General features: G+C 68.1%; 12 protein-coding genes. 1 reads left to right on the forward strand and 11 read right to left on the reverse strand.

Annotated features, from left to right (window positions below; translation table 11 throughout):
- Positions 1-130: 130 nt before the first annotated feature.
- The 4 genes from ACLBX9_RS03430 to proS form a co-directional block, all read right to left on the reverse strand.
- Positions 131-388, reverse strand: a complete 258-nt coding sequence (locus ACLBX9_RS03430; RefSeq protein ID WP_447717921.1) for a hypothetical protein — start codon at positions 386-388, stop codon at positions 131-133.
- A gap of 564 nt (positions 389-952) precedes the next feature.
- On the reverse strand, positions 953-1,666 hold the full coding sequence (locus ACLBX9_RS03435; protein WP_010685997.1) for an ABC transporter ATP-binding protein: 714 nt from the start codon (positions 1,664-1,666) through the stop codon (positions 953-955).
- 14 nt (positions 1,667-1,680) lie between these two features.
- Positions 1,681-2,964 carry a lipoprotein-releasing ABC transporter permease subunit gene (locus ACLBX9_RS03440; protein WP_051072279.1) on the reverse strand — a complete coding sequence of 428 codons (1,284 nt, stop codon included), beginning with the start codon at positions 2,962-2,964 and terminating at the stop codon, positions 1,681-1,683.
- A gap of 27 nt (positions 2,965-2,991) precedes the next feature.
- Positions 2,992-4,317, reverse strand: coding sequence for a proline--tRNA ligase (gene proS, locus ACLBX9_RS03445; protein ID WP_447717922.1), 1,326 nt, complete (start codon positions 4,315-4,317; stop codon positions 2,992-2,994).
- A 610-nt stretch (positions 4,318-4,927) separates the two neighbouring features.
- Between proS and ACLBX9_RS03450 the strand changes: the two genes are divergently transcribed.
- Positions 4,928-5,134 (forward strand): hypothetical protein, encoded by a 207-nt coding sequence (locus ACLBX9_RS03450; protein ID WP_010686000.1) that lies wholly within the window; start codon positions 4,928-4,930, stop codon positions 5,132-5,134.
- Between the two features lie 6 nt (positions 5,135-5,140).
- On the opposite strand, the gene ACLBX9_RS03455 is transcribed toward ACLBX9_RS03450, so the two are convergent.
- From ACLBX9_RS03455 to nuoL, 7 genes are all read right to left on the reverse strand, one after another.
- Positions 5,141-5,464: a DUF1467 family protein gene (locus tag ACLBX9_RS03455; RefSeq protein WP_010686001.1), complete on the reverse strand. Its 324-nt coding sequence runs from the start codon at positions 5,462-5,464 to the stop codon at positions 5,141-5,143.
- 8 nt (positions 5,465-5,472) lie between these two features.
- Positions 5,473-5,877 (reverse strand): methylmalonyl-CoA epimerase, encoded by a 405-nt coding sequence (mce, locus tag ACLBX9_RS03460; RefSeq protein ID WP_010686002.1) that lies wholly within the window; start codon positions 5,875-5,877, stop codon positions 5,473-5,475.
- Positions 5,878-6,087: 210 nt separating this feature from the next.
- A complete protein-coding gene (locus ACLBX9_RS03465) occupies positions 6,088-7,761 on the reverse strand; it encodes a ribonuclease J (protein WP_010686003.1) in 1,674 nt (557 codons plus the stop codon).
- A gap of 16 nt (positions 7,762-7,777) precedes the next feature.
- A complete protein-coding gene (locus ACLBX9_RS03470) occupies positions 7,778-8,581 on the reverse strand; it encodes a biotin--[acetyl-CoA-carboxylase] ligase (protein WP_010686004.1) in 804 nt (267 codons plus the stop codon).
- 7 nt (positions 8,582-8,588) lie between these two features.
- Positions 8,589-10,034 carry an NADH-quinone oxidoreductase subunit NuoN gene (gene nuoN, locus ACLBX9_RS03475; protein WP_010686005.1) on the reverse strand — a complete coding sequence of 482 codons (1,446 nt, stop codon included), beginning with the start codon at positions 10,032-10,034 and terminating at the stop codon, positions 8,589-8,591.
- Positions 10,035-10,044: 10 nt separating this feature from the next.
- Entirely contained in the window at positions 10,045-11,565 is a 1,521-nt protein-coding gene (locus ACLBX9_RS03480; protein WP_447717923.1) for an NADH-quinone oxidoreductase subunit M, read from the reverse strand.
- The gene (nuoL, locus tag ACLBX9_RS03485) at positions 11,565-13,673 is read right to left on the reverse strand and encodes an NADH-quinone oxidoreductase subunit L (protein ID WP_447717924.1); all 2,109 of its coding nucleotides are present in this window, start codon (positions 13,671-13,673) and stop codon (positions 11,565-11,567) included. The genes ACLBX9_RS03480 and nuoL overlap by 1 nt, the downstream gene beginning before the upstream one ends.
- Positions 13,674-13,711 lie beyond the last annotated feature (38 nt).

A 13,711-nucleotide genomic window follows, 5' to 3' on the forward strand; every position in this document is an offset into this window, starting at 1 on the left:
CGGCAATGCGGGGTCAATGGCTCAGGAGGAGGCTTGCCGTGCCGATCACTGTCGCGAGCAGGCCGCTCACGAAAGCACCGATCATCGCGTAGGAGACGACCTTGAGCTTCATCTGCACTGGCCTTCCGGATCAGCAGCGGTTGCCGCCGGCGGTCTGCCCGTACTGTTTCACGAGGCGGGTCTGCTGGTTGGCGTTGCCCTCGGCGGCCGAACTCATCGGGCAGCCCTCGTAGTAGGGATTGTCGTGGACGCCGAGGCCCAGCGCGCCGGTGGTCTCGGGCGTGTAGGGCGCGAAGCCGGTCCAGCGGGCCTCACCGGCCAAGGCGGACGAGAGCGGGGCGGCGCCAAGGACAAGCGCGGTTAGGGCGATGGCGATACGGTTCTTCATGGCAAGGCTCCAGAGATAACGCAGTACAGGCCGGTTGTTCGGCTCTGTTTAGTCTTGCGTAATTGCAATATAGTGAGCCGATGTCTTTTGCGGGGTGTCTCCCCGCACGTGGCGCGATGGATTAAAAGACCCGTGCTCCAAGGGATGCCGGCAGCGCCTCGGGCTCAGGCCGACGATGCCGCGAATGCGGCCATCCAGGGTAACGAGAAGCCGCCGGCGCGATGCGCGGCCGGACGTTCGGGATGTTCGAGGGCGCGAGATCCGGCAGCCGGGAAGCCCCCAGGGCCGCCGCCCTGCAGCTTTTCGTCCGGCGCGGGCGGTCGAGCGGATGAATCCGGAGCGGGGCGACGCGCCGCTTCGCATGGGCGAGGACGAAGAGGCGGCTTCGGCCCGCGCCGGGCGGTTGGCCGATATCCGTTCCGATTGAGGCCTTCGAGGCCGCTCGCAGCATCATCGCGCGCGCGGCGCGGTGATCCAGGGCAGTGCGACCTTCGACGTGCGTCCCTGAATTGCACCGCCCCGCTCACAGCGAGGCGGTGCAGAAGGCATCTGGCGCGAACCGGATCAGTCGAGCGGCGTGATCAGCCCGTCGCGGATGGTCACCCGGCGGTCCATACGGGCGGCGAGGTCCAGATTGTGGGTCGCCACCAGGGCGGCGAGGCCCGAGGCGCGGACCAGGGCCATCAGCACCGAGAAGACGTGCCCGGCCGTGCCCGGGTCGAGATTGCCGGTGGGCTCGTCGGCGAGCAGGAGCCGCGGGCCGTTGGCCACCGCCCGGGCGATCGCCACCCGCTGCTGCTCGCCCCCCGACAGCTCCGCCGGGCGATGCGGCAGGCGCTCCTTGAGGCCGAGGAAGCTCAGGAGTTCGGTGGCTCGGGCTCGGGCCTCCGGGCGCTTCAGGCCGCGGATGAGCTGGGGCATCACGACGTTCTCCAGGGCGGAGAATTCCGGCAGCAGATGGTGGAACTGGTAGACGAAGCCCATCTCCTCGCGGCGCAGGCGGGTGCGCTCGGAATCCGCCATCGCGGCGGTGGGCTGGCCACCGATGTAGATCTCGCCGCCGTCCGGACGCTCCAGCAGGCCGGCGAGGTGCAGCAGGGTCGACTTGCCGGCGCCCGACGGCGCCACCAGCGCCACCAGCTCCCCCGGCCAGATCGCAAGGTCGGCCCCGCGCAGGATCTCCAGAGCGCCCTCGGCCTGGGCGTAACGCCGCTCGACGCGGGAGAAGAACAGGGCCGGCACCGGCTGGTCGCCGGTCGTCTGGCTCGAATCGCTCATGGGAAGGGGGCCCGTCAGCCGTAGCGGAGGGCCTGCACCGGATCGAGCCGGGCGGCGCGCCAGGAGGGATACAGCGTCGCCGCGAGCGACAGCAGCAGCGAGGTGATCACCACGGCGGTGATCTCCTTCGGGTTCATCTGGGCCGGGATCTCGGCGAGGAAGCGCACGGTGGGATCCCAGGCGCCCGGAAACAGCACGTGCTGGATCGGCTTGATGTTGAGCGTGATCAGGATGCCGAGCGCCAGCCCGCTGAGCGTGCCGACCACGCCGATCAGGGCGCCGTTGATCAGGAATACCCGCATGATCGTGCCCGGCGTCGCCCCCATGGTGCGCAGGATCGCGATGTCGCTCGACTTGTCGCGCACCAGGAGGATCAGCCCGGAGACGATGTTGAGCGTCGCCACCACGACGATCAGACTGAGGATCAGGAACATCACGTTCCGCTCGACCTCCAGGGCTCCGAAGAAGGTCCGGTTGCGCTGGCGCCAGTCGGTGAGCAGGATCGGGCGCTCCGCCGCCAGTTCCAGGGGCTCGCGCATGTCGCCGACATGGTCGGGATCGTCGACGTAGATCTCGATCATGCTGACGTCGCCGTCCTTGTTGAAGAAGGCCTGCGCCTCGGCGAGCGGCATGAACACGAAGGTCTGGTCGAACTCGGTCATGCCGACCTCGAACACCGCCTTGACCGTGTAGCTCTTGGTGCGCGGCGCGGTCCCAAAGGGCGTTGACGAGCCCTTCGGCGTCACCAGCGTGATCGTGTCGCCGGCCTGCAGGCCCAGCGTGTCGGCGAGCCGCCGGCCGATCAGGACGCCGGTGCCGTCATCGAAACCCTCCAGGGTGCCGCCGCGGATCGAGGTGGACACGGCCGCCAGGGCGTCGAGATCGGCCGCCCGCACGCCGCGGATGATGACGCCGGAGCCGCCGTACTGCGACGAGGCGAAGGCCTGTCCCTCCACCAGCGGCACCGCCGCGCGCACACCCGCTACCTTCGACAGGCGCTCCGAGAGGTCGGTCCAGTCGTCGAACGGTCGGTCGATCGGCGTGGCGAAGAGGTGGCCGTTGATGCCCACGATCTTCGACAGCAGCTCGGCGCGGAAGCCGTTCATCACGGAAAGCACGATGATCAGCGTGGCGACGCCCAGCGCGATGCCCAGCACCGAGAAGAACGCCACCACCGAGACGCCGCCACCCCGGCGCCGCGCCCGGAGGTAGCGGCCGGCGAGGATCCACTCGAACGGCGCGAAGGGCGCGGTGCCCTCGCGGAACGAGGCCGCAAAGAGGCCCTTCAGCCGGTCCATCGCCGCCGATGCCGCCATCTGCCCGTCTCAGACGCGCCGGATGCGCGCCAGCAGGTCGACGGTCGCGAGGCTCTCGCGCTCGCCGCCGGCGCGCCGCTTCAGCTCCACCTTGCCCTGGGCCAGACCCTTCGGCCCGACGATCACCTGCCAGGGCAGGCCGATCAGGTCTGCGGTGGCGAACTTGGCACCGGGGCGCTCGTCGCGGTCGTCGTAGAGCACCGACAGGCCGGCGGTCTCGAGGTCTGACTGGATCTGCGCGCAGGCGGCGTCGGTGGCAGCATCGCCGACCTTGAGGTTGATCAGCGCCACGTCGAACGGCGCTACCGCGTCCGGCCAGATGATCCCGGCCTCGTCGTGGCTCGCCTCGATGATCGCCGCCACCAGCCGGCTCGGGCCGATGCCATAGGAGCCCATGTGGACCGGGCGCTCGATCCCGTCCGGCCCGGCGACCTTGGCGCCCATCGGCTCGGAGTACTTGGTCCCGAAATAGAAGATGTGGCCAACCTCGATGCCGCGGGCCGCAAGGCGGCTCTCCTCCGGCACCTCCGCGAAGGCCTCCGGCTCGTGCATCTCCTCGGTGGCCGCATAGTGCGAGGTCCAGGCATCGACGATGCCCTGAAGAGCGGCGACGTCGTCGAAATCGACGGTCTCGGGCGGGATGTCGAAGTCGAGATAGGCCTTGTCGCAGAAGACCTCGCTCTCGCCGGTCTTGGCCAGGATGATGAACTCGTGGGACAGGTCGCCGCCGATCGGGCCGGTATCGGCGCGCATCGGGATCGCCTTGAGGCCGAGGCCCGCGAAGGTCCGCAGGTAGGCCACGAACATCCGGTTGTAGGCGTGGCGGGCGCCGGCTTGATCGAAGTCGAACGAGTAGGCGTCCTTCATCAGGAACTCGCGGGAGCGCATGGTGCCGAAGCGCGGCCGCACCTCGTCGCGGAACTTCCACGAGATCTGGTAGAGGTTCTTCGGGAGATCCTTGTACGATCGGACGCTCGCGCGAAAAATCTCGGTGACCATCTCCTCGGCGGTGGGACCGTAGAGCATCTCGCGCTCGTGCCGGTCCTTCAGGCGCAGCATCTCCTTGCCGTAGGCGTCGTAGCGACCGGATTCCCGCCATAGCTCGGCGGATTGCACCGTCGGCATCAGGATCTCGATGGCGCCGGAGCGGTCCTGCTCCCGGCGGATCACCGCGCAGACGCGCTCCAGCACCCGCAGGCCGAGCGGCAGCCAAGCGTAGATGCCGGCGGCCTCCTGGCGGACCAGACCGGCGCGCAGCATCAGCCGGTGCGAGACGATCTCGGCTTCCTTGGGCGTCTCGCGCAAGGTTGGCATGAAGTAGCGGGAGAGACGCATGTCGGCAGAGTCTTGGGAGAGGATCCGGCCGGGAGGAGCCGCGGCGCGCCGGCACACAACACGCCGGAGACGCAAATTACAAGCACTGCGGGACCAAGGCGCGGCGTAATCGCGGCGAAGCGGTGGCGTTGGGGCGTCCCGGAGGATCTCTGCCCAGGATGGAAGCGGTCTGCCCATTTGCCGGCAAGAAAGCGCAGATTTTTCTCGCAGACCCGGTGACAACACGAATTGTTGTTCCTATAAGCGTCGCGCGATGTTTGCGACGCCCGGAAGAGGTGGCGCAAGGTCCGAGTCTCGGGAGGAAAAGCGACCGCCCCGCAGCCAATGCGGAGGATATTCAAAGGTCGAGCCACTGAAGCTTGAAAAGCAAGGCCTCTGGCCTTGCTTTTTTTATTCTTCGCCGCACGCGGGGTCGTCGCCGGCTCGGCCAAGGCCGGTCCCCTCTCCCGCCTCGCAGGCTGCCACACTCCGTGTGATGGGGAGAGCGGTGAAAGCGCGGAGAAGCCGCGGCTTCGTCGAGGTTTCGACAGTGCCGGACCGAGCCGTTTACCCGGTGGGGCTTTCGGCCGGGCATGGTCGCGCACGAGGCCCTGTCGCCGCGAGCCCGACCATGCACTTCCAGATCCGCCAAGACGGCGACCGCTGGTCCTGGGTCCTGCTCGGCGAGGCCGACGAGACGATCGCCGAGTCGGACCAGACCTTCCCGTCGGCCGCGCAGGCCTCGGCGGCCGCCCTCGCCTTCGCCCACTTGGTGGCGCGGGCCGGCAAGTCGCTGACGGTGACGCCCTCCGGGACGCTGCCGGGAACGTTGCTCTGATCCGCCCTACAGCCCGGTGAGCGGGAACACCGCCAGGGCGATGAGGAAGGCGGCCCCCGCCACGAGCGTCGTCCAGATGGCTTTCTCGCGCAGCCGCGGCGCCGCGGGCGCGCCCGGGTCCTGTCCCGGCACCACGTGGCTGGGTCGCGTCTCCGGCTGGTTGCGCAGGGGCAGAACCGCGAAGAGCAGCGTCCACCAGACCACGAAGTAGAGGGCGATGGCGCCCCCCACCGTCAGCTTGAACAGGCTCACCCCTGCGGCCACGAAGACGGCCACCAGCGCGGTGATGACGGCGAGCGTCATCGGCGTGGAGCGGGCGAGCGTCGCCATCAACCGGCTCACACCTGTTCCAGCTCGACCAGGGTGCCGAGGAAGTCCTTGGGGTGCAGGAACAGGACCGGCTTGCCGTGGGCGCCGATCCGCGGCTCGCCGGTGCCGAGCACCCGGGCGCCCTGCGCCTTCAGCTTGTCGCGGGCGGCCAGGATGTCGTCGACCTCGTAGCAGACGTGGTGGATGCCCCCGCCCGGGTTGCGCGCCACGAAGGCCTCGACCGGCGAGCCCTCGCCTAGGGGCGCCATCAGCTCGATCTTGCTGTTCGGCAGCTCCACGAACACGACGGTGACGCCGTGTTCCGGCTGCGGCAGGGGTGCGGTGATCGTCGCGCCCAGCGTGTCGCGATAAACCGCGCAGGCGGCATCGAGATCCTGCACGGCGATGGCCACATGGTTGAGACGGCCGATCATGGTTGTTCCTCCCCGTTCGCGCACCGATCGGCAGGTCTTACCTCTCCCATCCGCCGACCTCATCCCAGGGGGCTGCGCAGAAGCCCCGAAGGAGGCCTTCAGGAAACGCGACGCCTTCTGGAGAGCTCCTTCGAGGCCCAGTTCGCGGGCACCTCAGGATGAGGGGGGATGGGTCGGATCTGCCTGGATACGTCGTGTCGGTTTCGTACCCTAAACCTCCACAACCTGCACGTGGCAGGCGGGCTTCTTGCCCCAGACCTCGTTGACGGCGGTGCGCACCGCCCGGTCGACCGTCTTCTCGACGCTCTCCGAGTCCTTGAGCTTGCCCCGCGACATCCCCGACAGGGTCCGCGACACGGCATCCACCACGGTCTCGATCAGCGGCTCGCCGGACCGTCCCCGGTTCGGCAGGCCGATGATGTCCACTGCCGGCTCGCCGAGCACGACGCCGTCCTCGTCGATGGCGATCGCCACCGAGACGAGGCCCGCCTGCATCAGCTTCCGCCGCTCCGGGATCGCCCGGTCCTTCTCGTCGATCAGGACGTCGCCGTCCTTGAACAGGCGGCCGGCCTTCACGTGGTCGATCACCTCCGGCGTGCCGGGGCTCAGGCGGATCAGGCTGCCGTTGCGGGCCTTCACGACGTTCTGCACGCCTTGCGCGCGGGCGAAGCGGGCATGCTCGTCGAGGTGAAGCGCCTCGCCGTGGACCGGGATCGCGGTGCCGGGCCGCGTCCACTTGTACATCTCGACCATCTCGTCCCGGCGCGGGTGGCCGGAGACGTGGACCAGGGCGGTGCGGTCGGTGATCACCTCGACGCCCTGCTCGATCAGGTCGTTGATGATCGCGCCGACGTCGCGCTCGTTGCCGGGAATCGCGCGCGAGGAGAAGATCACCCGGTCGCCCGCGGTCAGGCTGATGTCCGGGTGGTCGCGGCGGGAGACCCGGGCCAGAGCCGCCCGCGGCTCGCCCTGCGAGCCGGTGAGCAGGGCCACGACCCGCTCCCTGGGCAGGCTCTTCCACGAATCCGAGCGGCGGAACTCAGGCAGGCCGTCGAGGTAGCCACACTCGCGGGCCACGTCGATCACCCGGTCCATGGCCCGGCCGACCGCCACGATCTCGCGGCCGCACGCCACCGCCGCCTCGGCGACGGCCCGGATGCGCGCGACGTTCGACGCGAAGGTGGTCACCGCGACCCGGTGGGGTGCCTCGGCGATCAGGGTCTTGAGGGTCGCCGCAACTTCGCGCTCGCTGGGGGAAAAGCCCTCGCGGACCACGTTGGTGGAATCGCAGACGAGCGCCAGGATGCCCTCGTCGCCGAGCGCCGTGAAGGCCTCGGGCGAGGTGACCTCGCCGGCCACCGGCGTCGGGTCGATCTTCCAGTCGCCGGTATGAACCACGAGGCCGGCCGCGGTGCGGATCGCGATGGCGTTCGATTCTGGGATCGAGTGCGAGACCGGCACATATTCGAGCTCGAACGGACCGACGGTCACGCGCCGGCCGGGCTTCACCTCGCGCAGGTCCACCTTCGGGGCGCCGGCCTCGGACAGGCGGCGGGTCTCAAGCAGGTTCTTGGCGAAGCGGGTCGCGTAGACCGGCGCCTTGAGCCGCGACCACAGCTCCGAGATCGCTCCGATATGGTCCTCGTGGGCGTGGGTGATGAAGATTCCGAGCAGGTCCTTGCGCTTCTCCTCGATGAAGGTGAGGTCCGGGTACATCAGGTCGATGCCCGGCATCTTCTCCTCGCTGGCGAAGCCCATGCCGCAATCGACCATGATCCACTTGCGGCCCTTCTCCGGCCCGAAGCCGTAGAGCGCCGCATTCATCCCGATCTCGCCCACGCCGCCGAGCGGCAGGAAGACGAGCTCTTCCTGTCCTGTTGCCATCTGTCGTCGTCCAAACTCAGGCCGCCGTCGCGGCCGATCCGAAATGCACCTCGCCCGCCGTCACGGTATGCCGGTTCCCATCGGGGGCGAGGATCACGAGCCGCCCCCCCTCGTCGATCGTCTCGAACACGCCCGTGAGGGTATGTCCGCCGCTGCGCACCGCGATCTCGGATCCGAGACCGGCGGCCCGCGCCAGCCAATCGGCGCGCAGGGCAGCGAAATTCCGTCCCCGGTCCCAGGCGCGCGCCCGCGCGGCCATCCGATCCGAGAGGTGTTCCAGTAGCGCCTCAGCGTCGACGGCGTAACCCGCCGCCGCCAAGCTTGTGGCGGGAAGCCCGTCCGGAGCCGCCGCGACGTTGACGCCGAAGCCGACGACTACGGCACGCCGGCCGCCCGGCAGCGTCTCGGCCTCCAGAAGCAAGCCCGCGAGCTTGGCGCCGCCGAGCAGCACGTCGTTCGGCCATTTGAGCCGGAGAGATCGGGCGTCCGCCCCGGATCCGGTATCCGGCAGGGTGCCGCAGGCCGCCTGCAGCGCCTCGATCAGCGCCAGCCCAGCCACGAAGCCCAGTTCGGCAAGGTGATCCGACGCCACCCCGGCGACCGGCCAGAGCACGCTTGCAGCGAGGTTTCCCGGAAGGGCCGTCCAGCTGTTGCCGCGCCGCCCGCGGCCCGCCTCCTGCCGGTGCGTCACCACCCAGAGCGGTCCGGTCTCGCCCGCGCGCGCCTGCGCCATCGCCTCCGTGTTGGTGGAGCCGAGGGTGTCATGGACGTGCAGGCGGTGGCCCTGGCTGCGCGCCTCGGGCCCGAGTCGGTAGGGCAAGGCCGTCCTAGAACAGCGACTTGGCGGCCCGGCCGGCGGCGCCGACCAGCGGCCCGGGCAGGAGGAAGAACAGGACCACTACGACGCTCGACAAAGCGAGCACGACGCGCAGGCCCGGGGCCATCGCCTCGTACGGCTCCTTCGGCTCGTCGAAGTACATGATCCGCACGACACGCAGATAGTAGTAGGCGCCGACCACGCTGGTCACCACGCCGATCACCGCCAGCGTCACGAGGCCTGCCTTGATGGCGGCGGCGAAGACGTAGAACTTCGCGAAGAACCCGGCGAGCGGCGGGATGCCAGCCAGCGAGAACATCATCGCCGCAAGGCAGAAGGCGAGCCACGGATGGGTGCGCGACAGGCCCGACAGGTCCTCGATCTTCTCGAACATCACGTCCCGGCGCCGCAGCGACAGAATGATCGCGAAGGTGCCGAGCGTCATCGCGAGGTAGATGATCATGTAGGTGACGAGCCCGCTGATCCCCTCCTCCGAGCCGGACGCCAGGCCGATCAGCGCGTAGCCGATATTGGCGATGGACGAGTAGGCCATCAGGCGCTTGATCGACGTCTGGCCGATGGCCGCGAAGGAGCCCAGCGCCATCGACGCCACCGAGACGAAGATGAAGATCTGCTGCCAGATCGCCGTCACGTCCGGCATCGCGCCGATGAAGACCCGCACGGTCATCGCCACCGCGGCCATCTTGGGCGCCGAGGCGAAGAAGGCCGTCACCGGGGTCGGCGAGCCCTCGTAGACGTCGGGCGTCCACATGTGGAACGGCACGGCCGCGAGCTTGAAGCAGACGCCGGCCGCCAGGAACACGATGCCCAGCACGATGCCGAAGCCGGCATTCTCGTTGAGCGCCGAGACGATGCCGGGGAACGAGACCGTGCCGGTGAAGCCGTAGACCAGCGAGGCGCCGTAGAGCAGCATGCCGGACGACAGCGCGCCGAGCACGAAGTACTTGAGGCCGGCCTCGGTGGACTTCACGTCGTCTCGGTGGAACGCCGCGATCACGTAGGCGGCGAGCGACTGCAACTCCAGACCGAGATAGAGCGCGATCAGGTCGTTGGCCGAGACCATCACCATCATGCCGATGGTGCAGAGCACGATCAACACGGGGAACTCGAACCGGTCGATCCGCTCGCGCTTGAAGAAATCGTGCGCCAGCAGGATCGTCGCCGAGGAGCCGAGCAGCACCAGCGACTTCATCACCTTGGCGAAGCTGTCCGACACGAACGCGCCCGACAGGGTCGTGACCCGTCCGTTCACCGGCTGGGAGATCACCACCGACAGGGCGACGAGGAGCAGGACTAGGGCGCCGATGCTGACGGACTCGGCCGAGCGATCCCCGCGCCACGCGCCGTAGAGGATCAGCACCATGACGCCGATGCCGAGGATCAGCTCGGGCAGGAGCGGCGCCAGCGAGGGCAGGACGGAGTGGACGGTTGTCATGGTGTCCGCCTCAGCGCGGGACCGGCAGCGCCGCGGCGGCCGTCTGGGTGTTCGAGAGGGCGGTCTTGATGCTCGCCATCAGCGCGTCGGTCGAGGGCGCGAACACGTCGAGCACGGGGGCCGGATGCACGCCGTAATAGATCGTCAGCGCGACCAGCGGCGCCAGGATGATCTTCTCGCGGGTGTCGAGGTCAAGGATGCCCTGGAGGTTCGGCTTCTCCAGCTTCCCGTAAACGACCCTTGCGTAGAGCCACAGGGCGTAGCCCGCCGACAGGATGATGCCGAAGGTCGAGAAGAACGCGACGTTCGGGTTCGCCTTGAAGGCGCCGAGCATCGCCAGGAACTCGCCGACGAAGCCCGAGGTGCCGGGCAGGCCGACATTGGCCATGGTGAACACCATCATGGCGACCGCGTAGAGCGGCATCCGCTTCACGAGGCCACCGTAGGCCGAGATCTCGCGGGTGTGCATCCGGTCGTAGACGACGCCGACGCAGAGGAAGAGCGCGCCCGACACGATGCCGTGGGAGATCATCAGGAACAGCGCGCCCTGGATGCCCTGCTCGTTCAGGGTGAACAGGCCGAGCGTCACGAAGCCCATATGCGCCACCGACGAGTAGGCGATCAGCTTCTTGATGTCGGTCTGCATCATCGCGGTGAGCGAGGTGAAGATGATGGCGATCACCGACAGGGCGAACACGAAGGGCGCGAAGTCCTGGCTCGCCACCGGCAGCATCGGCAGCGAAATCCGGATGAAGCCGTAGCCGCCCATCTTCAGGAGGATGCCCGCCAGGATCACCGAGCCGGCCGTCGGGGCCTCGACGTGGGCGTCGGGCAGCCAGGTGTGGACCGGCCACATCGGCATCTTCACCGCGAAGGAGGCGAAGAAGGCGAGCCACAGCCAGGTCTGCATCTGCACCGGGAAGCGGTACTGCAGCAGGGTCGGGATGTCGGTCGTGCCGGCCTGCCAGTACATCGCCATCACGGCGAGCAGCATCAGCACCGAGCCGAGCAGGGTGTAGAGGAAAAACTTGAAGCTCGCGTAGATCCGGCGCTGTCCGCCCCAGATGCCGATGATCAGGAACATCGGGATCAGGCCGGCCTCGAAGAACAGGTAGAACAGCAGCAGGTCGAGGGAGGCGAACACGCCGATCATCGTCGTCTCGAGGACGAGGAAGGCGACGAAGTACTCCTTCACGCGGAAGTGGATCGAGTGCCACGAGGCACCGATGCAGAACGGCATCAGGAAGGTGGTCAGCAGGATCAGCGGCATCGAGAAGCCGTCGACGCCGAGCTTGAACCGGATCGTCTCGGTCAGCCAGGCATGGCTCTCGACCAGCTGGAAGCTCGACGAGGCGGCGTCGTAGCGGTTCCAGGCCACCAGGGAGAGCAGGAAGGTGACGACCGTGGTGGCGAGCGCGGTCCAGCGGCTGTTGCGCGCGACCGATTCCTCGTCGCCGTTCAGCGTCAGGATGAAGGCCGCGCCGCAGAGCGGCACGATCAGCAGGCCGGAGAGGATGCCGAGGCCGAACATCAGTGAGCACCCTTGGGCAGGCCGGACATCAGGTACCAGCTGATCAGGCCGGCGACGCCGATGAGCATCACGAAGGCGTAGTGGTAGAGGTAGCCGGTCTGGAGGCGGACCACCCCGCGGGTGACGTCCACGACGCGGGCCGCGATGCCGTTCGGCCCGAGCCCGTCGATGATCCGGCCGTCGCCCTGCTTCCACAGGAACAGGCCGAAATCCTTGGCCGGGCGAACGAAGATCCGGTCGTAGATCTCGTCGAAGTACCACTTGTTGAGCAGGAACCGGTACAGCGACGGCTGCTGCGCGGCGAGCTCGCCCGGCAGCTCCGGGCGGCTGATATACATCCAGTAGGCCAGCACGAAGCCGAGGATCAGCATGATCAGCGGCGAATAGGACACCAGCGCCGGGACCTCGTGGATCTCGTGCATGATGTGGTTGTTCGGACCGTGCGCCAGGGCGTGGCCCCAGAACGCGTCCATCCCCTCGCCGATGAAGCGGTTGTGGAAGATGATTCCGGCGAACAGGGCGCCGAAGGCGAGGATCGCCAGCGGGATCGTCATCACGAGCGGGCTCTCGTGGGGCGTGTGGTCGCCATGGTGGCCGTGCCCGTGATGGTCGTCGGGGACGACATCGCTCATGTGGGCCGGCTCGATATCGTGGCCCTTGTCGTCGTGGGCGACGCCCTCGGTGTGGCCGGGCGGGCCGTCGGCCTCGTGCGCCATGGTGGAATGCGCGACCGCGGGGGCCGCATGATGGTCGTGGGCGGCATGGGCGCCCCAGCGCTCAGGACCCTCGAAGGTCATGAAGAACAGGCGCCAGGAGTAGAACGAGGTGAAGAACGCCGCCACCACGACGCACAGGAACGCGAGCGTGTGCCCAGGACGGGTCGAGGCGTAGGCCGCCTCGATGATCGCGTCCTTCGAGTAGTAGCCGGCCGTGTAGGGAAAGCCGATCAGCGCAAGGGAGCCGATCGCCATCATGGCGCTGGTGTAGGGGATGTAGCGGCGCAGGCCGCCCATGTTCCGCATATCCTGCTCGTGGTGCATCGCGTGGATGACCGAGCCGGCCCCGAGGAACAGCAGCGCCTTGAAGAAGGCGTGGGTGAACAGGTGGAACACGCCGGCCGAGTAGGCCCCGACGCCGAGCGCCACGAACATGTAGCCGAGCTGCGAGCAGGTCGAGTAGGCGATCACCCGCTTGATGTCGTTCTGCACGAGGCCGATCGTGGCCGCGAAGAACGCCGTGATGCCGCCGATCACCGTTACGACGACCAGCGCGTTCGGCGCCTCCTCGAACAGCGGCGACAGGCGCGCGACCATGAACACGCCGGCGGTCACCATGGTGGCGGCGTGGATCAGCGCCGAGACCGGGGTCGGGCCCTCCATGGCGTCCGGCAGCCACGTGTGCAGCAGGAACTGCGCCGACTTGCCCATCGCGCCCATGAACAGCAGCAGGCAGGCGAGCGTCAGGGCGTTCCAGTCGTAGCCGAGGAAGTGGAAGGTCAGCGTCTTGATCGCGTCGACCTTGCCGAAGATCGCGTCGAACGCCACCGAGCCGGTGAGCACGAAGGTCAGGAAGATGCCGAGCGAGAAGCCGAAATCGCCGACGCGGTTGACGATGAAGGCCTTCATGGCGGCGGCGTTGGCCGAGGGCTTCTCGTACCAGAAGCCGATCAGCAAGTAGGAGGCGAGGCCCACGCCCTCCCAGCCAAAGAACATCTGCACGAGGTTGTCGGCCGTCACCAGCATCAGCATGGCGAAGGTGAACAGCGACAGGTAGGCGAAGAAGCGCGGCCGGTGCGGATCCTCCTCCATGTAGCCCACGGAGTAGAGGTGCACGAGGGTCGAGACCGTAGTCACCACCACCAGCATCACCCGGGTCAGGGTGTCGACCTTGAAGGCCCAGTCGACCTGGAGGTCGCCGGCCGAGAACCAGGACGCCACCTGCACCCGCTCGGCGTGGCCGCCGTCGATGAACACGCCCCAGGCGATCAGCGCCGTGAAGGCGAGGAACGCCGTGGTGATGTACTCGCAGGCCCGCGCCCCGATGTACCGGCCGAACAGGCCGGCGATCAGGAAGCCGATGAGCGGGAAGAAGACGATCGCGTGATACATCGCTCTCTTGCAGTCCGTCCTCCGGGCCGGCCGCGAAG

Source organism: Methylobacterium sp. A49B, from assembly GCF_053346215.1.

Excerpts from the sequence above, each read along its gene's own strand:
- ACLBX9_RS03465 (WP_010686003.1), bottom strand. The coding sequence starts at position 7,761 with ATGGCAACAGGACAGGAAGAGCTCGTCTTCCTGCCGCTCGGCGGCGTG.
- proS (WP_447717922.1), bottom strand. The coding sequence starts at position 4,317 with ATGCGTCTCTCCCGCTACTTCATGCCAACCTTGCGCGAGACGCCCAAG.
- mce (WP_010686002.1), bottom strand. The coding sequence starts at position 5,877 with ATGATCGGCCGTCTCAACCATGTGGCCATCGCCGTGCAGGATCTCGAT.
- ACLBX9_RS03455 (WP_010686001.1), bottom strand. The coding sequence starts at position 5,464 with ATGGCGACGCTCGCCCGCTCCACGCCGATGACGCTCGCCGTCATCACC.
- nuoL (WP_447717924.1), bottom strand. The coding sequence starts at position 13,673 with ATGTATCACGCGATCGTCTTCTTCCCGCTCATCGGCTTCCTGATCGCC.
- ACLBX9_RS03435 (WP_010685997.1), bottom strand. The coding sequence starts at position 1,666 with ATGAGCGATTCGAGCCAGACGACCGGCGACCAGCCGGTGCCGGCCCTG.
- ACLBX9_RS03480 (WP_447717923.1), bottom strand. The coding sequence starts at position 11,565 with ATGTTCGGCCTCGGCATCCTCTCCGGCCTGCTGATCGTGCCGCTCTGC.
- ACLBX9_RS03430 (WP_447717921.1), bottom strand. The coding sequence starts at position 388 with ATGAAGAACCGTATCGCCATCGCCCTAACCGCGCTTGTCCTTGGCGCC.
- ACLBX9_RS03440 (WP_051072279.1), bottom strand. The coding sequence starts at position 2,964 with ATGGACCGGCTGAAGGGCCTCTTTGCGGCCTCGTTCCGCGAGGGCACC.
- nuoN (WP_010686005.1), bottom strand. The coding sequence starts at position 10,034 with ATGACAACCGTCCACTCCGTCCTGCCCTCGCTGGCGCCGCTCCTGCCC.
- ACLBX9_RS03450 (WP_010686000.1), top strand. The coding sequence starts at position 4,928 with ATGCACTTCCAGATCCGCCAAGACGGCGACCGCTGGTCCTGGGTCCTG.